This window comes from Nitrosococcus wardiae (assembly GCF_004421105.1).
GTDB classification, from domain to species: domain Bacteria; phylum Pseudomonadota; class Gammaproteobacteria; order Nitrosococcales; family Nitrosococcaceae; genus Nitrosococcus; species Nitrosococcus wardiae.
This window is the reverse complement of record NZ_CP038033.1, coordinates 2,614,093-2,630,860: the sequence shown is the minus strand read 5'-3', so window position 1 is coordinate 2,630,860 and position 16,768 is coordinate 2,614,093. Positions and strand designations below refer to the sequence as shown.

Sequence of the window (16,768 nt, the reverse complement as noted above, 5' to 3'; positions counted from 1 at the left end):
GCTGTGGCCTACAATACTCTGCCTCACCGGGACCGTTGTCGTCCCGGCAAGAAGCGAATACCCCAACGTTTTAGCAGCGGACGCTGTTCTTCTACAGGGGGGAGTTTAGGCCAAGCCTTGAGCACTGCCTGGATGAGCGTGGCCAGCGGAATCGCAAAAAAAAGCCCCCAAAAACCCCAAATTCCTCCAAAAACCACAATCGCCACAATTACCGCTACCGGGTGCAAATCCACCACTTCGGCAAACAAGAAGGGAACCAACACATTGCCGTCCAAAAACTGAATGATCACCGCAGCACCCAACACTTCCACAAACTCGGCGCTAAAACCCCATTGAAAATAAGCCACAAACGCCACCAGTAAAGTGATGGCCATCGCCCCAATATAGGGAATAAGAACCGACAAGCCCATGAGCAGCCCCAGCAGGATAGGAAACTGCAAACCTAGGATGGAAAAGGTGAGAAAACTCACCACCCAGACAATCAGAATCTCGATGCATTTACCCCGAACATAGTTCCCTATCTGAAAATCCACTTCACGCCAGACTTGCACTATCAACTTTCGCTCCCGCGGAAGATAGGACTTACACCACTCAATCAGCTGCTCTTTGTCCTTGAGAAAGAAAAATACCAACAATGGTACCAGCACAAAGTACATCGCCAGCATAAAGAGATTCCTTACTGACGCCACGGACCAGGAAAACACCTCTTGCCCTGATTGGGCCACCTCAACGTGGATAGCGCTCACCAGATGATTGACCTGCGCCTCGGAAAATAAATCGGGATAGTGCTCGGGCAAACTCAATAAAAGTTCATGCCCCCGAGCAATCATAGTAGGCAAGAGCTGGAAAAATTGAGCGGCTTGTTGAGAAAGCAAGGGAATTAACCCAAAAATGTCCCCAAAAAGGGCCACCAAGAACACCATAAACACCAAAATCACGGCTAGCCAGCGAGGGCAGCGGCGTCGCTCCAGATATCCCACGATTGCCTCTAGCAAATAGGCGATCACCAGACTAGCCAACACCGGTGCTAATAGGCGCCCCATAAAGACTACAATGGCAAAACCAACGACAAGTAACAGGGCCAGGCCCGCTACCTGAGGATTGGCAAAATGACGCTGAAACCAATCACGAACAAAGCGCATATGAGAAAGTAGGCGTTACGCCGTTGCCAGTAACGTGTACAAAAGCTGACTCATCAGCAGAGAAAGAGAATAAGCATTCGGCCAGAATGCCCGCTACTGAGAACTCCAACGTTCATGCCCCAGACTACCGCGGAGCAGACCAAACAAGTACTCTGTAGAACATAAGATTCAATCTGGCAATGTTAAATGCCACCTTTTGCCCGCTGGGACGTTTTTCAAACGACTAAATGCGGCTGTGGCTGGAGGGTGGAAGTTTTCCTGGAAATTTTCTATGGAAATAAATCCCCAAGGCGATTATTCCGATAGCAATTAATAATATTAACCATATATAAGCTTGCAAATAAGCCAACATGATGAGAGAAAAAGCCTGGAATAAGGCTACTATGGAAAATCGCCAATCCACATAGACGCCTACCAGAAATGTCGTCTGCGCCAGCAAAAGAAGAATCACTAAGCTCACACCTTCATTGCTGAGCCGGCCAAAATTAAATAGCAAATACACCACCTCTACGGAAACCAAAAGTGCTCCCCAGTGGAAAAGTTGGGCTCGCAGTAGCGCTCGCCATCTAGTGCCTGTTTCGCGGCCCCTTACCCACTCTACATAGAGAGTAGCGGCAGCAATAATCGGTATCATGGCCAACCAATAAAGACGGCCCACAACAACAGAAGCCTGGGTGATTGCAGCGCCGACCACCGACAGGATGATTAAGCCATAAAATATCACCTCAGCGAAGGTAAAGCCCTTCCGGGAATGAGCATCTTCTACTAAGATAACTTCTTCCCCCTCCTGCACTTCCGGGATGTTCACTTTTCTTGCCCCCGTTTCAGAATCTGCCTCTTGTCTTGTATTCACCAGCCCCTCTCCGCTCTTAGAAGATAAACTCAAACTGCTTCTTAATCATATAGACTAAAGAGTTTTACGAACCAAGCGCAAGACGCACTGGTGCAAGGTGCAGCGGCCCAATCCCGCTTGCCAAAAACTAACACAACGGCATCCACTTATGCCCCAGGCTCCCGTTCTCGTGGGACAGAATGAACAAGTACCCTCTCAGTTTGTTGATGCCGATACTCTATTAATGCCTGGTGTATCCAGGGAAACTTATTAGCGAGAATAGCAGCAGCAAGTAGCGCTGCATTAATGGCCCCTGCCCGACCAATCGCGAGTGTCCCCACCGGCACACCGGCCGGCATCTGCACAATGGACAACAGAGAATCCAAACCATTCATCGCCTTAGACTGGACCGGAACGCCGAGCACCGGCACAATAGTTTTGGCGGCCACCATTCCTGGTAAGTGAGCAGCCCCACCGGCACCTGCGATAATCACTTCCAATCCTCGTACCTCCGCCGATTCAGCATACTGGAATAGCTTGTCCGGTGTGCGATGTGCGGAAACCACCTCCACCTCATGGGGAACTCCGAGCTGAGCCAGTGTTGCTGACGTATGGTTCATAGTCTCCCAGTCCGATGCCGATCCCATGATGACTCCCACTAGTGGCTGTGTGTCTTGTTTTTCACTCACTGCATGTCTCCAACACGACTTAGGAAATTAATGCTCGGAAAGCCCTTGCCCTATCACCCCCCTTAAGCGCCCGTAGCTGGTTGAGTCTGGTCGGCAAGGCGCGCCTGTCATGGGTCCAAAGCGTCACATGACCGAGCTTGCGTCCTGGATATGCTTCCTTGCCGTAAATATGCAGATGCGTCTGCGGTATAGCGAGCACCTGTCCGATCTCGGGCAGCGTGCCGATAAAATTGACCATGGCAGCGCATCCGACGGAAGCCGTGGATCCAAGCGGCAAGCCCAGGATCGCCCGCATATGGTTTTCGAACTGACAGGTCTCGGCGCCCTCGATAGTCCAATGCCCGGAGTTGTGAACCCGCGGGGCGAACTCGTTTGCTAACAGCCCTCCGCTGACCTGAAAGAACTCCACGGCCATTACGCCCACGTATTTCAGTTCGTCCAATAAACGCCGCACGTAGTCCTCGGCAAATTCCTGTAATGCATCACCTGGGCGGCTCCAGGACACGCGCAAGATGCCGTCATGGTGGAGGTTTTCCGTAAGCGGGTAGAACGCAGTCTCCAGATCACGACCCCGCACCACCACCAAGGACAGCTCACGCTCGAAAGGCACGAAACGTTCCACAATCATTGGAACCGCGCCGAGCCGCAGCCAAGCCGCCTCGATTTCAGATGCCGCGCGCAGTACTATTTGGCCCTTGCCATCGTAGCCCTGCGTGCGCCTCTTGAGCACTGCTGGTAATCCGATTTCGGCCACCGCTTGGGCGAGGCTGGCGCAGTTGTCCACCGCAATGAAGGGCGGCGTTGGAATACCAAGTGCACGAAACAGATTTTTCTCGTGCAATCTATCCTGAGCGGCTGCTAGCGCTGAGAGTGGCGGATAAACCGCAGCCTGCGCGGCCACGAACTGCAAGGATCCATGCGGTACGTTTTCGAACTCAAAGGTCACGCAATCCGACGCTTGGGAAAGCCGCGTGAGCGCATTACGGTCGTCGTAAGCGGCGATTATGTGTTGCGCAACGGGCGCGGCGCAAGCATCAGGCTGGGGATCGAGGGCTAGGCAGTGCACACCTAACCGGTGCCCCGCCAACGCCAACATGCGAGCGAGCTGACCGCCGCCCATGATGCCAACCTTCATGAGTTCCTCCCCGATCTGGTCACCTTTGGCCACAGCGTCCTATCCCCGTCAAAAAGCAGCACCTTAAACTCCATCACACGCACTCTCAGACCTTCACGTGGATTGACGCTGGGACGGAGCGGCCGATAGCGGCAAAGCGGCGACACCAGTATGGACATTAGCCATGCAGTAATCGGCAGTGATGCGGTCAGGCGCCGCTGGGCGGAATAAGCGCTCGGCGAAGACAACATGAGCGGGGTGGTGCTGGTAACTGTCAATCACTGCCGACGAGGCGAAGCGAATGAACCAACAATAATGATAGCGAGCGCCTTTTGACACCAGGCTGCCCACCCTCACCTCGCGCACACCGGCGATGGCGGCAAGCACCCGCTGGCCTTCCTCCATCATAGCACGCAGTTCCTTCTCGTCAAGCTCGGGGGCGTTGTAGACCACCACGTGTTCTACATTGAGCCAGGGTCGGCAACGGTCCAAAACCTCTGCGGCACGGTCAGCAGACCCCCACACTCCTATGCAACGTTCCACCTCACTCGCAACAGCTTCGCGGATTCCAGCAACCAGTGCAGTATAACCCCTGGCTCCCCTCTTCGCGGCCGTGCGGATGACCTCACCGGCAATATCGGCCAGCGCGGTATAGTAGTTGATCTTAACCACACCCAAGGAGATAAGCTTGCGGAACTCATCATCGGAGAGGCCAGTGCCGCCGTGAATAACTAAGGGTAAGCGGATGGCAGCGTTGATCTCCTTGAGCCGGCCCCAATCGAGCCGGGGTTTATCCTTCATACGTCCGTGCACTGTCCCGATAGAGACCGCCAAGCAGTCCACGCCAGTCTTCTCTGCATATTGCCGGGCTTCGGCCGCGCTGGTATACCTAAGTGACCCCGGATGGCGTTCGGCGTCCTCTCCCTCAACGCCGGGGACATAACCCAGCTCGCCTTCCACAGCTACGCCACAGGCATGGGCCATTTCCACTACCTCGCGGGTTGCGGCGATATTCTCTCCAAGCGGTAAGTGGGAAGCATCGACCATGACGCCGTTGGCGCCCAGCCGGATCGCCTTGACTGCCGATTCCATACTAGCCCCGTGATCGAGGTGAATGGCGACCGGCACGGCACTGCGTTGAGCTGCGGCTTCTACCGCCGGCATCGCGAGCTCGAAGTCGAAATGGCTGAAGTGGGACTCGGCCAGGCTGAGAATCACTGGCGCGCGGGCGCGTTCGGCCGCAGTAACAATGGCTTCCAAGAAATCCAGGCTCACTAGGTCAAAAGCGCCCACGGCATAGCCGTTGTCGTAGGCGTGAACGAGCAGGTCTTTCATGTTGACGAGCGGCATGATTTCAATTCTCCGCGATCAAAGTGGTTTTGGCGGTTGCGGCAGGCAGCGAACTGGCGCGCAACTAACGTAATATTGATTTTACGACAGAAATAGGGATAAATAACAGTAAATTTAAAAAATGAAAACCATTTACTATGGTATATGATACATCGTTGGACACTACAGCAATTGCGCCTTTTTGAGGCAGTCGCACGGCACCGCAGTTATACCCGCGCCGCTGAGGAGCTACACCTCAGCCAACCGGCTGTTTCCATCCAGCTCAAACGGCTGGAAGGGAGCATTGGGCTACCGCTGTTCGAACAGGTGGGGAAAAAACTTTTTCTGACTCGCGCTGGGGAGGAGGTATACGCGGCAGCTAGCGAGGTGGTTGCTCGGCTTAAGTATCTGGCGGGTGCTGTGACAGACATGAAAGGCATGGTGGCAGGTCCCTTGCAAATCGCGGTTGTAACCTCGGCCAAATTCTTTATGCCCCATTTTCTAGGCCGCTTCCTCCGCGAGCACCCCGAGGTACAACCCCAACTCACGGTGACTAACCGAGCGCGGGTGCTTGAACGCCTCGCCGCTAATCAGGATGATTTCGTGGTTATGGGTCAAATTCCAGAACATCTGGTACAAAATGCACAGCCGTTCATGGAGAACCGTCTAGTGCCGATCGCGCACCCGGATCATCCCCTGGTCAAGGAAAGCACGATCCCTCTACAACGCTTTTCCAGTGAGCGCTTCCTGATGCGAGAAGCGGGTTCCGGTACTCGGGCCATCACTGAGCGCCTGTTCACTGAGCATGGACTGCTGGTAAAGCCCTATATGGAGCTGGGGTCGAGCGAAGCCATCAAACAAGGTGTCATGGCCGGGCTAGGCGTTTCGGTATTGTCCACGAGCAGCCTTGCTCTAGAACTAGAAACCGGCCGTATTATTGTGCTTCCAGTGCAAGGCTTCCCGATACACTGCATGTGGCACGCGGTCCACCTGGAAGGAAAACGCTTAGGTCTAACAGCGTCGGCCTTTCTTGATTTTCTCGTAGGAGAGGGTAGGTCACAGTGAGCTGTAATCTATGAAAGTCGGCTATAACCTCATGTTTTCTCATGATGCTCAAGATAGAATATAATGGCTTCTCTAACCATTGCCGCAAGCGTCCGCCCTTGCGAAATGGCTTTAAGTCTCTTGATGAGTTCTTCAGGAATATAAATGTTTGTGCGCTTCATTTTGGTTTATTGGATTTATGATGTACGGATAATAGGATTATTTTTGGCGGACATTATCTTACAAATATGTTCCTGGCGCACAAGATTGAGTGAAGGGTTGCCATCTATCCAGGAAGCAAATTAGTCCTGATTTTCAGGCACCGGGGGAAGAGTCAGCCCCATGCCTGGGACGATGACGTTAGGGTCTTTGATCTTGCCCCCATGGGCTCTATCGATAAGCAGCCGGCAAAGCACGGCTGCTGCCTACCATACCCTGCCTAACCGGGACCGTTGTCGTCCCGGCAAAAAGCGATTACCCCAATGTTTGAGCAGCGGACGCTGTTCTTCTACAGGGGGGAGTTTAGGCCAAGTCTTGAGCACTGCCTGGATGAGCGTGGCCAGCGGAATCGCAAAAAAAGCCCCCAAAAAACCCCAAATTCCTCCAAAAACCACAATCGCCACAATCACCGCCACCGGGTGCAAATCCACCACTTCGGCAAACAGGAAGGGAACCAACACATTAGCTGGAAAAATTGAGTGACCTGTTGAGAGAGCAAGGGAATTAATCCAAAAATGTCCCAAAAAGGGCCACCAAGAACACCGTAAACACCAAAATCACGGCTAGCCAGCGAGGGCAGCGGCGTCGCTCCAGATACCCCACAATCCCCTCTAATAAATAGGCAATCACCAGGCTAGCCAACACCGGTGCCAATAGGCGCCCCATAAAGACCACAATTGACAAGTAACAGGGCCAGGCCCGCTACCTGAGGATTGGCAAAATGATGCTGAAACCAATCACGAACAAAGCGCATATGAGGAAGTAGGCGTTACGCCGTTGCCAGTAACGTGCACAAAAGCTGAGTCATCAGCAGTGGGTGAGCATGCGAGCAAGATGCCCGCCACCGATAGCTCCAACGATCATATGTGAGGGAGACCGAGCAAATACCCTATAGAGCATAAGATTTAATCTGGCAATATCCACTTTTACACGCCAGGAGGTTTTTCTAACGATTAAAAGCGACGGCGGTGGGGAAATGAAAATTTTTCTGGGAATTTTCTATGGAAATAAAATCCCAAGGCGATTATCCCTATAGCAATTAATAAGATTATCCATATATAAGCTTTCAAATAAGCCAGCACGATGAGAGAAAAAGCTTGGAATAAAGCTACTATGGAAAATCGCCAATCCACGTACACGCCTACTAAAAATGTCGTCTGCGCCAGCAAAAGAAGAACCACCAGACTCACGCCTTCATTGCTGAGCCGGCCAAAATTGAAAAGCATATACACCAACTCTACGGCGACCAAAAGCGCTCCCCAGTGGTAGAGTTGGGTTCGCAGTAGCGCTCGCCACTTAATTCCCTCTTCACGGCCCCTTACCCACTCCACATAAAAGGTGGCGGCAGCAATAATCGGTATCATAGCCAGCCAATAGACACGGCCCATAACAACAGAGGCCTGAGTGATTGCAACGCCTACCACCGATAGGATGATTAAGCCATAAAATATTACTTCAACCAAAGTAAAGCTCTTCCGAGGATAGGCCCTTTCGACCATATCCATGGCCTCGTCTTCTTCTTCCCCGGCCTCATGCTCTTCCCGCTCTTCCATCTCTCGTTTTGATCCCATTCCCCTTTCTCCGCTCTTGGAACATAAACTCAAATGGCTACTATTTGAATTGCAGCCTAACAAAATTACCCTGGGTTAGCTAGTAACCAGGCGTTTAGTCCCCCCTGTCCAGATTAGTCCTGATTTTCAGGCACCGGGGGAAGAGTCAGCTCCATGCCTGGGGTGATGACATTCGGGTCTTTGATCTTGTCCCGATTGGCTTCATAGATAAGCGGCCATTGGTTGGGATCGCCGTAGGCGCGTGCCGCGATCTGGGAGAGGGTGTCGCCTGGCTGGACAACTACTGTCTTTACGGCGGGAGACACTTCGGCCTGTTCCGGCGCTTCCCGGATGGGGGGCTGAGGGGCCACATCAGGCCTTGCCGGTGCTTCCTGCTCTTCCTCCGGCCGCGGTATCTGCGCCACTTCAGGCGGCTGGGGAACAGGCGTCGGCGTCCTCTCAGGAGGTGTTTTTACTTTCGGAGTCGGCGTGTCCGGCAGGGGTTCGGCAGGTGAGGGCGCCTGTCTTTCGGCTTCTGCCACCACCACCGCTTGTTCTTTCTCTCCCTCAAGCTGAACCCATACCCAGCTGCCTACCCCGACGCCGAGCAGCAGAAGAATAAGCGCCGCTGGCCACACTCCCCAGAACTTAAACCGCTCAAAGGCTGTCACAGGCGCTTTAACTCTCCGGGGCGGGGCCTTCTTTTCCCTTAGCCTCAAAAAGAATTTTTCCAGTTCCACGAGCACAAACACAGAAGAAGTGACCAGCATAATCCAGCCCCAATCATGGAGGCCTAGAGCCACGCTGGCAAACAGTTGCTGCATCGGCCCGGTATAGGTAAATAGCCACTGTAGTCCTATTACTACGGCGATAGCTATCAAGACATAGCGATTACCTAACAAACCCTCGCGGGATAAGACTGAGCTAGTTATATAGCGGGTGTTGAGAAGATAAAAGATCTCAAACATCACCAAGGTATTCACGGCTATGGTACGGGCATATTCAATGGAAGCACCCTGTTCGCGGTACCAAAGAAAGAGCCCAAACGTGCCTGCCACCAAAATGGCCGAGACGAAGATAATGCGCCAAATAAAAAAACCGGATAATATTGGCTTCCGAGGATCACGAGGGCGGCGGCGCATGACATTGCCTTCTGGGGGCTCAAAAGCAAGGGCCAAGGCAAGAGTAACTGCGGTGACCATATTAATCCATAGGATCTGCACCGGAGTAATGGGGAGCATATAGCCTAATAGAATGGCGGCGATCAAGGCCACTGCCTCGCCCCCATTGGTCGGCAAAATAAAGAGAATGGACTTCTTTAGGTTATCGTAGACGGTACGCCCTTCCTTCACCGCCTGGGCAATAGAAGCAAAATTATCATCGGCGAGCACGGCTTCGGCGGCTTCCTTAGCCACCTCCGTCCCCTTGTGACCCATGGCGATGCCTACATCAGCCCGCTTCAACGCAGGCGCATCGTTAACCCCATCACCGGTCATGGCCACGACCCGTCCTTGGGCCTGCAAGGCCTTGACCAGACGGAGCTTATGTTCTGGGCTAGCCCGCGCGAAAACATCCACCTCTAACACTTCTTTACCCAGGGCCTCTTCATCCATGTTCTCCAGTTCCGCACCGGCCAGAGCCTTATGGCTATGTTTAAGACCCAGTTGCTGGCTGATGGCCTGGGCAGTCAAGAGGTGATCCCCGGTAATCATCTTGACGCGGATTCCTGCTTCCTGGCATTCCTTGACCGCAGCGATGGCTTCCGTCCGAGGGGGATCGATGATCCCAAGCAATCCCAACAGGGTCAGTCCACCTTGCACATCCTCAAAGCGCAAACTGCAATGGTTAATATCTGTAGCTTGAAAAGCTACCGCTAAGACCCGCTTACCCTGGCTGGCCATCTCCTGAATACGTTCATGCCAATAGCGCAGATCCAACGGTTGATCTTCACCCTGGCTGCGCTGACGGTGGCACATTTCCAAAACCCGCTCAGGAGCCCCTTTAAGATAGATGAAAGCATGGCCCACCCGATCACAATGCAGGGTCGCCATGAAACGATGTTCTGATTCAAAGGGAATCACATCCACACGGCGCCATTCCTCCCGCTCCAATTCTGGTATCAAATTCGCCTTCATTGCCAGGCTGACTAGGGAGGCTTCAGTAGGATCCCCTTGTATGACCCATTGAGATTCCACGTTGTGGAGATTTGCATCATTGCAAAGCAGACCGGCACGGCATAGTTCCCCTAATTCAGGATAATCCTCCATTTGGATAACCTGACCCTGACGACTAAACCCGCCATGAGGGTTATATCCCACCCCGCTGACCTCGAATACCTCGTCCGCAGTGGTTATGGTGCGCACCGTCATCTCATTCCGGGTCAAGGTGCCCGTTTTATCAGAACAGATCACATTGACGGCGCCTAAAGTTTCCACCGCCGGAAGACGACGAATAATGGCATTACGACGCGCCATACGCTGGACCCCAATGGCCAAGGTAATGGTCATAATGGCGGGTAATCCTTCTGGAATGGCCGCCACCGTAAGGCCTACGGCGGCGAGAAACATCTCCTGGGGGGAATACCCTTGGACCCCTACCCCAAAGGCAAAAACCGCCGCCGCCAGCCCCAAGATAGCGACCGTCAGCCAGCGGCTAAACACAGCCATCTGTCGCAGCAAAGGCGTGGTCAGGGTTTGTACCTCCCCTAGCATAGTACTAATACGCCCAATCTCGGTATCATCCCCCGTGGCCACTACCACCCCTTCTGCCGTCCCGTAGGTGACTAGTGTTCCGGAATAGGTCATGCTGGCCCGATCCCCCAAAGGCGCATTTTCAGCGACAGGTTCAAGCGCCTTTTCCACCGGCACGGATTCTCCAGTCAGGGCAGCTTCCTCAATGCGTAAGTTCTTCACCCGGATAAGGCGAAGGTCTGCAGGCACCTTATCCCCTGACTGCAAAGTGACTACATCGCCAGGAACTAACTGCTCGGCAGGGATTAATATATAGCGGCCATCACGCAATACATTAGCCTGGGGCGAGAGGAGGTCGCGGATAGCCTCTAGCGCCTGCTCAGCTTTTCCTTCTTGGATAAAGCCAATTAGGGCATTAAGGACGACAACCCCTAGAATGACCCCCGTGTCTACCCAATGACCAAGCAAGGCGGTGACAACAGCAGCGGCAAGCAATACGTAAATGAGGACATCATGAAATTGGGCTAAAAACCGTTCTACGGGTCCCCGTCTCCTAGACGGAGTAATTCGGTTGGAGCCATACTGCTGAAGGCGTTGCTCTACCTCGCTCTGGGTCAATCCCAGACGCTCACTGTCTATCCGCTGTAATACGGCCTCTACTGTATGGGCATGCCAACTTTCTTGCTTTACCGATTTCATAATTATCCTATGCCTTCGCTTTTCCATAAAATATAGGACCCTTTACAGTAAACATTTTTGCAGGGGTGGCAATTTTGAACATAACCAATGACCAAAATTCGGTAAAATCAAAAGCCTTACCTCATCAGAAGGAAGCCAAAGTCTAGACCGATGCCGATACCTGCCGATCATCCTCAGCGGTGGCTACTCAACAACGAACTGCACGCCCGGCCGCCAGAATCACTCGTTCCTCCGGAGCAAGTATCACACCTTGTGCTTACCTCAGATCCTAAAATGGAGGGGCTGGAGCGGGAAAAACTCGCCGAGATTTGTGCCCGCTTTGGCCACCCCATCCTGGTTCCAAAAAGCAATCACTTTCGCATCGATCTTGGTCCATTTCGCCTCAAATGGCAGAAACATACGGAATTCACCAGCTACACCTTTTTCCGGCGTGGCCCCTTCCAGGAACCCTTCGCCAACACCGTCATCGAAAGCGTACCCCAAGATTGGCTAGCGGAGTTACCGGGACAAACGCTAGTCGCCGCCCACCTAGCCATCTATCCCATGCCCGAAAAACCACGCACTCCTGATGAGCTGGCAGATCTATTTGAGGGCAACGTGCTCACTGGCGCCCGCACCGGCGAAGGGGCGGCCATCGCCTACGCCGATTTCCGTATCCATGGGGACGGCTTTAGCCGATTTATCATCAAAGACATTAGCCTCACCCCGCGTCAGGCCGGACGGATGGTGCAACGGTTGCTGGAGATTGAATCCTATATCATGCAAGCACTACTCACCTACCCACTGGCACGTAGCACCATGCCGATGTTGGGGCGCGCTGAACAGGAATTAGCCAACATTACCGAGGCGATCGCCTCAGCCACCACTGAGGAAGAACCGGCGCTTCTGGATCAACTAACGAAATTAGCTGCGACCACCGAAAGCATGGCCTCCTCCATCCAGTATCGCATCACCGCTGCCCAGGCTTACTATGAGCTAGTGCAGCGGCGTATTAGTGAACTGCGTGAGTTGCGAGCCCAAGGAATGCAGACCTTTCGTGAGTTCAGCGAGCGGCGTATGGGGCCGGCAATGCATACCTGCAAGACGGTGCTCCGGCTACAGGAAAGCCTGTCCCGGCGTATTGGCCGGGCAAGCGAGCTATTGCGTACCCGAGTGAATATCTCCCTTGAGCACCAAAATCAGCAGGTGCTGTCTTCCATGGCCAAACGGGCCAAGCTCCAGCTCCACTTGCAAGAGACCGTGGAGGGCTTATCGGTAGCGGCAATCACTTATTATGTGGTGGGTCTGGTAGGGTATCTTGCCAAGGCGGCAAAAGCAGCTAATTTGCCCATTAATCCTGATTTGGCCATCGGTATTTCAATCCCGGTGGTCGCCCTACTGGTCGCCCTGGGCGTGCGGAAAATCCGGCGTATGGTAACCCAAAACCAGGGAGCGGACTGATACCAAAACTACGTGACTACAGCCTCCGAGTAGGGTGGATAAGCACAGTGCATCCACCAAAACCAATCCAGAACCGCTTTTAATCACCCAAAACAACTGTCCATTGGGTAAAGCGTCCATCAGTTCTGCGCAAGTAAAATTAGTGGGTGGTGGTTGCAGGTATTTGCCGATGGGGCCCTGGCCATCACCGTGAACGCCATGGCAGTTCGCACAGGCAACCGGTTCGGCGTCCGTCAAATACAACTGTTTCCCTTTCTTTCTGCTTACCTCTCTGTGCATTGTGGGAATAACGCTTGATAGAGGTAACAATGAGCCGTTCAACTGGCACAGCCGCTGAACTCTGACCACGCCCAAAGGACGTGGTTTTTTCATTTACCAATAAATTGGAAAAATAGAGTGGGATTAATCCGTTTTTAATAATCTACCTTCACCGGAGTCACAAAGCCGTCCGGCTTGATGGCAAGAATTGAACAGTCCACTTGGGGAAGCACCGAATCAGCGGTATTGCCAATAAAAAAGCCCGGTATCCCGGTTCGCCCAACAGTCCCCATGATCAATAGATCAGTTTCTGTTTTATTAGCTATGGTGGGGATTAACTTTTTCGCCTCACCTTCATAAAAATGGATCTGCACCTGTTTCTGCTCTACCCCATTTTTTGCAAGTGCTTCATCTAGCCACTGGCGATGCCGCCGCTCCTCCTCTCGCACCAGGTTGTCGACGGTATCCGCCAAAACCGTTCTTCCTCGCAAAGTCGTTTCCCCATAAAGTTCCCAAACATGAAACACGTGAAGCTCGGCACTCGCCAAATGAGCAATCACTTTTCCCCACTGAATCACTTTGTCAGCAAGGGCACTTTTTTCTTCCTCAAAGGGAAGCAAATCTACGGCAATCATAATTTTGCCCACTTGGGTATGGTGAGTCGGTTTAATGACCCACACCGGAGCAGGGCACATCCGCAAAAGCTGCATATCCGTGCTGCCAAACAAAATGCTCCTGGTGGTAGCCTCGCTTTCCGCGGGCTTCATAACCAGATCATAATTTCCTTTCAAAGCTTCCCGAATGATTTCGATAAAAGCCTTTCCTTGTGAGACCTTGACAGTCACTTGAAGGCCATGCCTTTCAAGTTCCGAGGCGATATCCTTTAACTGCTCCACCCGATCTTCGGTCATCAACCGCTGGAGTTCTGACGGCTCTATTCCCACCTCCTGCTTGCTTGGCGGCGTTTCCAAAACACTCAATAAAGTTGCCTGGGCACCGCCCTCTCCTGCCACCGCTGCCACTTGGGCTATCAATGCCTGCCGGTGATATTTGCCATCCAGGGCTAAAAGGATATTCTTAATTTGTTTCATACCAGTTGACCTGCCTGTTAAATATGATTAGGTAAATAAGCTAACTTGGAAAGGAAAGAGGGAGCCGCACATTGGAAGTTGAGCACACCGCAGAGAGAAAAAACGATGTACTGTAAATCATTACCCATCTTGTTGTTAATAATAGAGCATGCTTAACTTAATTTAGAATACACCCTAAAACAGTGGACCCATGGGGAATAGGCCTTTTCACCATCCCCTTGGTGATTACTGGATAACCACGTCAAGAGAGAGAAAGCCGACTTGAAACCCCCATCGCAAAGTAAACGCGATCAAGCCTTCTTGTTCCCCATCCTCGGCCGAATTTTACTATTTGCCTGGCTATGGTGGATCCTAACTGGCGGCGCTCCTACCTCCTGGGGAGTGGGAATACCCGCTGTCTTAGCGGCAACCTATGTCAGCCTACAGCTTTCTCGCCGCAAATTTTTCAGTCTAAATTATTTTAGTTTACTACGTTTTATTCTCTTTTTTTTGTGGCAATCCCTGCGCGCTGGCATCGATGTGGCAAAACGGGTGCTTCAACCGCGGTTACCCCTCAACCCTGGCCTGGTGGAATTTCCAACCCAGCTCCCCCCGAAGACTCCCGCCCGTACCCTGCTTGTCTATACCATCAATCTGTTGCCGGGTACCCTAGTGGCACGTATCCATCGCCATCGCCTCACGCTCCATGTCTTAGATATCCAGGCACCGATTATCGAGGAAGTCCAGGCCCTGGAAACCCGCATTGCAACCCTGTTCCGTTTGCAGCACACTAATAGTGAGCAGAACAAGGAAACCGGGAATGGCGTTATTTGATTGGGGATTGGTTCTTAGTGAAATTCTAATAGTCACCATCATGGTGGGCCTTATCCGGATAGTGCGAGGGCCTACGGCGGCAGACCGGATGCTCACAGCGCAACTTTTTGGCACCACCAGCGTGGCTATTTTACTGTTATTGGGCGAAGCCCAGGATAACCCTTCTTTGCAGGACGTGGCTTTAATCTTTGCCCTCCTGGCGGCCATTACCGGCATCGCCTTCGTGCGACACACCTGGAACACGGAACCCGAAACCCATGACTAGCCTGATCTCTCTCAGCCATTGGCTAAGCGCTGCCTTCATTCTATCTGGGGTCCTCTTTTTTGTCGTGGGCACCCTCGGTTTGCTACGGTTTCCCGACATCTACAGCCGCCTCCATGCCCTCACCAAAGCGGATAACCTGGGCCTCGGGCTGGTCATCGCCGGTCTGGTGCTACAGGCTGAGACTTTAACTGGCGCACTCAAGTTGATTTTAATTTGGCTATTGGTGATCGCCTCTAGCGCCACGACCAGCTTTCTCATTGCGCGGGCCGCATTAAACCGAGGTATCCAGCCCAGGAGTCAACCATGAGCTTCTTGCAGTGGAGCATTGATGGACTGCTGGCACTCACTTTACTCTGGCTGGCTTGGCAGTTGCTCACCCATCCGGATCTGTTCCGGGCCATCGTGCTGTTTATCGCCTTTGGCCTTATTATGGCATTGGTCTGGGTTCGGCTGGCTGCTATCGATATCGCCCTAGCGGAGGCGGTCATCGGCGCAGGCTTGTCGGGCACCGCCTTACTAGTCACCTTGCGCCGAATGGGCGAGCGACAACCCCAGCAAAGGAACTCAGAACCCCACCATGATTCGGAAGCCTAAATTCTCACTCAAGGCTGGGATAGACCCCCATCGGGCCCTGTTATTTTTGTTGCTGTCGATCCTTATGGCTATCCTGATAGGGGGAATCATGGAACTCGTCCTTGTCACACCGGGCCTGGAACCGATGGTCCTCGCCGCCAAAGAACCTGGCGGGGCAATCAATCCGGTGACGGCGGTATTGCTGATATTTCGTGATTACGACACCTTGCTGGAACTTACCGTCTTGCTCCTTGCCTTGATCGGGGTCTGGTCTTTAGGAGAAGTCCCTCCTCCCCATCCCACAAGCCCCCCTGATCCTATCCTGCTCGATTTTCTGCGGCTGGTGATTCCCTTGATTATCCTCGCCTCCCTTTATTTGGTCTGGGCCGGGGGAAGCACTGCCGGCGGCGCTTTCCAGGGCGGGGCCATGCTAGGCACCATTGGGGTGCTCCTCATCCTCACTAACCTTTATGAAATTCTACTCCCCTTGAGGATCTGGCTACGCCTTGCGGTTGTATTAGGCATTGCCATCTTCCTCACCGTGGCTATCATTCCCCTAGTTACTGGAGGCCCCTTCTTGGAAACCCCTCCCGAGTGGATGAAAACCAAAATTTTGTGGCTGGAATTCCCCGCCGCCCTTTCCATTGGCGTTATCCTGGCCGCCCTTTTTGCCGGTGGCCGACCACGCAAAGGAAAAAAGCCATGATGCTAACGCCCGTTTTACTTTATATCCTGACTGGAATTGGACTATTTATCATCGGCCTATACGCCCTCCTGGCCTACCCCCATCTGCTGCGCAAAATTCTGGCCTTCAACATTATGGCCAGCGGGGTTTTTTTGGTCTATGTGGCGGCAGCCTCCCGCACCCCTGAAAGGGTCCCCGATCCCGTCCCCCAGGCGATGGTGCTTACCGGAATTGTAGTGGCTTCGGCTTCCATGTTACTAGGGCTGGCCCTTGCCACCCGATTCAAAGCCATCACTGGCCGGACAGAACTTGAGGATGAGCCTCCCTCGGAGTGA

The 16,768-nt window shown here is 53.0% G+C and carries 20 protein-coding genes; 8 read left to right on the top strand and 12 right to left on the bottom strand.

The window, feature by feature from the left end; all coding sequences use genetic code 11:
- Positions 1–23 precede the first annotated feature (23 nt).
- The 5 genes from E3U44_RS12555 to E3U44_RS12535 form a co-directional block, all read right to left on the bottom strand.
- On the bottom strand, positions 24–1,142 hold the full coding sequence (locus E3U44_RS12555) for an AI-2E family transporter (protein WP_134358514.1): 1,119 nt from the start codon (positions 1,140–1,142) through the stop codon (positions 24–26).
- A 223-nt stretch (positions 1,143–1,365) separates the two neighbouring features.
- Positions 1,366–1,995, bottom strand: coding sequence for a hypothetical protein (locus E3U44_RS12550; protein ID WP_134358513.1), 630 nt, complete (start codon positions 1,993–1,995; stop codon positions 1,366–1,368).
- A 146-nt stretch (positions 1,996–2,141) separates the two neighbouring features.
- The gene (gene purE, locus E3U44_RS12545; protein WP_134359829.1) at positions 2,142–2,621 is read right to left on the bottom strand and encodes a 5-(carboxyamino)imidazole ribonucleotide mutase; all 480 of its coding nucleotides are present in this window, start codon (positions 2,619–2,621) and stop codon (positions 2,142–2,144) included.
- Positions 2,622–2,682: 61 nt separating this feature from the next.
- A complete protein-coding gene (locus E3U44_RS12540) occupies positions 2,683–3,798 on the bottom strand; it encodes a 5-(carboxyamino)imidazole ribonucleotide synthase (protein ID WP_134358512.1) in 1,116 nt (371 codons plus the stop codon).
- 93 nt (positions 3,799–3,891) lie between these two features.
- Positions 3,892–5,127, bottom strand: a complete 1,236-nt coding sequence (locus E3U44_RS12535) for a ketose-bisphosphate aldolase (RefSeq protein ID WP_134358511.1) — start codon at positions 5,125–5,127, stop codon at positions 3,892–3,894.
- A gap of 144 nt (positions 5,128–5,271) precedes the next feature.
- Between E3U44_RS12535 and E3U44_RS12530 the strand changes: the two genes are divergently transcribed.
- Positions 5,272–6,171 carry a LysR family transcriptional regulator gene (locus E3U44_RS12530; RefSeq protein ID WP_206054785.1) on the top strand — a complete coding sequence of 300 codons (900 nt, stop codon included), beginning with the start codon at positions 5,272–5,274 and terminating at the stop codon, positions 6,169–6,171.
- A 29-nt stretch (positions 6,172–6,200) separates the two neighbouring features.
- Here the strand turns inward: E3U44_RS12530 and E3U44_RS20685 are convergent, their stop codons facing one another.
- The 5 genes from E3U44_RS20685 to E3U44_RS12510 form a co-directional block, all read right to left on the bottom strand.
- A complete protein-coding gene (locus E3U44_RS20685; RefSeq protein WP_134358510.1) occupies positions 6,201–6,332 on the bottom strand; it encodes a ribbon-helix-helix domain-containing protein in 132 nt (43 codons plus the stop codon).
- A gap of 243 nt (positions 6,333–6,575) precedes the next feature.
- Positions 6,576–6,893: an AI-2E family transporter gene (locus E3U44_RS20680; protein WP_420812591.1), complete on the bottom strand. Its 318-nt coding sequence runs from the start codon at positions 6,891–6,893 to the stop codon at positions 6,576–6,578.
- On the bottom strand, positions 6,874–7,044 hold the full coding sequence (locus tag E3U44_RS20675) for an AI-2E family transporter (protein WP_420812622.1): 171 nt from the start codon (positions 7,042–7,044) through the stop codon (positions 6,874–6,876). Before E3U44_RS20675 ends, E3U44_RS20680 begins: the two co-directional genes overlap by 20 nt.
- Before the next feature lie 278 nt (positions 7,045–7,322).
- Positions 7,323–7,940, bottom strand: a complete 618-nt coding sequence (locus E3U44_RS12515; RefSeq protein WP_134358509.1) for a hypothetical protein — start codon at positions 7,938–7,940, stop codon at positions 7,323–7,325.
- A 113-nt stretch (positions 7,941–8,053) separates the two neighbouring features.
- Positions 8,054–11,308: an HAD-IC family P-type ATPase gene (locus E3U44_RS12510; RefSeq protein WP_134358508.1), complete on the bottom strand. Its 3,255-nt coding sequence runs from the start codon at positions 11,306–11,308 to the stop codon at positions 8,054–8,056.
- Between the two features lie 150 nt (positions 11,309–11,458).
- Between E3U44_RS12510 and E3U44_RS12505 the strand changes: the two genes are divergently transcribed.
- Positions 11,459–12,748: a DUF3422 family protein gene (locus E3U44_RS12505; protein WP_134358507.1), complete on the top strand. Its 1,290-nt coding sequence runs from the start codon at positions 11,459–11,461 to the stop codon at positions 12,746–12,748.
- Here E3U44_RS12505 and E3U44_RS20670 read toward each other — a convergent pair.
- Positions 12,683–13,027, bottom strand: coding sequence for a c-type cytochrome (locus E3U44_RS20670; protein WP_420812590.1), 345 nt, complete (start codon positions 13,025–13,027; stop codon positions 12,683–12,685). The genes E3U44_RS12505 and E3U44_RS20670 overlap by 66 nt on opposite strands.
- A gap of 134 nt (positions 13,028–13,161) precedes the next feature.
- On the bottom strand, positions 13,162–14,097 hold the full coding sequence (locus tag E3U44_RS12495) for a universal stress protein (RefSeq protein ID WP_134358505.1): 936 nt from the start codon (positions 14,095–14,097) through the stop codon (positions 13,162–13,164).
- A 261-nt stretch (positions 14,098–14,358) separates the two neighbouring features.
- Here E3U44_RS12495 and E3U44_RS12490 point away from each other — a divergent pair, with 261 nt between their 5' ends.
- From E3U44_RS12490 to E3U44_RS12465, 6 genes are read left to right on the top strand one after another with little or no spacing between them, the layout of a single operon-like run.
- A complete protein-coding gene (locus tag E3U44_RS12490) occupies positions 14,359–14,910 on the top strand; it encodes a Na+/H+ antiporter subunit E (RefSeq protein ID WP_134358504.1) in 552 nt (183 codons plus the stop codon).
- Positions 14,897–15,175 (top strand): MrpF/PhaF family protein, encoded by a 279-nt coding sequence (locus E3U44_RS12485; protein WP_134358503.1) that lies wholly within the window; start codon positions 14,897–14,899, stop codon positions 15,173–15,175. Before E3U44_RS12490 ends, E3U44_RS12485 begins: the two co-directional genes overlap by 14 nt.
- Positions 15,168–15,482 (top strand): monovalent cation/H(+) antiporter subunit G, encoded by a 315-nt coding sequence (mnhG, locus tag E3U44_RS12480; RefSeq protein WP_134358502.1) that lies wholly within the window; start codon positions 15,168–15,170, stop codon positions 15,480–15,482. The genes E3U44_RS12485 and mnhG overlap by 8 nt, the downstream gene beginning before the upstream one ends.
- Entirely contained in the window at positions 15,479–15,769 is a 291-nt protein-coding gene (locus E3U44_RS12475; protein ID WP_134358501.1) for a Na(+)/H(+) antiporter subunit B, read from the top strand. The genes mnhG and E3U44_RS12475 overlap by 4 nt, the downstream gene beginning before the upstream one ends.
- Entirely contained in the window at positions 15,753–16,454 is a 702-nt protein-coding gene (locus E3U44_RS12470) for an MnhB domain-containing protein (RefSeq protein ID WP_134358500.1), read from the top strand. Before E3U44_RS12475 ends, E3U44_RS12470 begins: the two co-directional genes overlap by 17 nt.
- Positions 16,451–16,768 (top strand): NADH-quinone oxidoreductase subunit K, encoded by a 318-nt coding sequence (locus E3U44_RS12465; protein WP_134358499.1) that lies wholly within the window; start codon positions 16,451–16,453, stop codon positions 16,766–16,768. Before E3U44_RS12470 ends, E3U44_RS12465 begins: the two co-directional genes overlap by 4 nt.

Excerpts from the sequence above, each read along its gene's own strand:
- E3U44_RS12555 (WP_134358514.1), bottom strand. The coding sequence starts at position 1,142 with ATGCGCTTTGTTCGTGATTGGTTTCAGCGTCATTTTGCCAATCCTCAG.
- purE (WP_134359829.1), bottom strand. The coding sequence starts at position 2,621 with ATGGGATCGGCATCGGACTGGGAGACTATGAACCATACGTCAGCAACA.
- E3U44_RS12540 (WP_134358512.1), bottom strand. The coding sequence starts at position 3,798 with ATGAAGGTTGGCATCATGGGCGGCGGTCAGCTCGCTCGCATGTTGGCG.
- E3U44_RS12535 (WP_134358511.1), bottom strand. The coding sequence starts at position 5,127 with ATGCCGCTCGTCAACATGAAAGACCTGCTCGTTCACGCCTACGACAAC.
- E3U44_RS12530 (WP_206054785.1), top strand. The coding sequence starts at position 5,272 with ATGATACATCGTTGGACACTACAGCAATTGCGCCTTTTTGAGGCAGTC.
- E3U44_RS20685 (WP_134358510.1), bottom strand. The coding sequence starts at position 6,332 with ATGAAGCGCACAAACATTTATATTCCTGAAGAACTCATCAAGAGACTT.
- E3U44_RS12515 (WP_134358509.1), bottom strand. The coding sequence starts at position 7,940 with ATGGGATCAAAACGAGAGATGGAAGAGCGGGAAGAGCATGAGGCCGGG.
- E3U44_RS12510 (WP_134358508.1), bottom strand. The coding sequence starts at position 11,308 with ATGAAATCGGTAAAGCAAGAAAGTTGGCATGCCCATACAGTAGAGGCC.
- E3U44_RS12505 (WP_134358507.1), top strand. The coding sequence starts at position 11,459 with ATGCCGATACCTGCCGATCATCCTCAGCGGTGGCTACTCAACAACGAA.
- E3U44_RS20670 (WP_420812590.1), bottom strand. The coding sequence starts at position 13,027 with ATGCACAGAGAGGTAAGCAGAAAGAAAGGGAAACAGTTGTATTTGACG.
- E3U44_RS12495 (WP_134358505.1), bottom strand. The coding sequence starts at position 14,097 with ATGAAACAAATTAAGAATATCCTTTTAGCCCTGGATGGCAAATATCAC.
- E3U44_RS12485 (WP_134358503.1), top strand. The coding sequence starts at position 14,897 with ATGGCGTTATTTGATTGGGGATTGGTTCTTAGTGAAATTCTAATAGTC.
- mnhG (WP_134358502.1), top strand. The coding sequence starts at position 15,168 with ATGACTAGCCTGATCTCTCTCAGCCATTGGCTAAGCGCTGCCTTCATT.
- E3U44_RS12475 (WP_134358501.1), top strand. The coding sequence starts at position 15,479 with ATGAGCTTCTTGCAGTGGAGCATTGATGGACTGCTGGCACTCACTTTA.
- E3U44_RS12470 (WP_134358500.1), top strand. The coding sequence starts at position 15,753 with ATGATTCGGAAGCCTAAATTCTCACTCAAGGCTGGGATAGACCCCCAT.
- E3U44_RS12465 (WP_134358499.1), top strand. The coding sequence starts at position 16,451 with ATGATGCTAACGCCCGTTTTACTTTATATCCTGACTGGAATTGGACTA.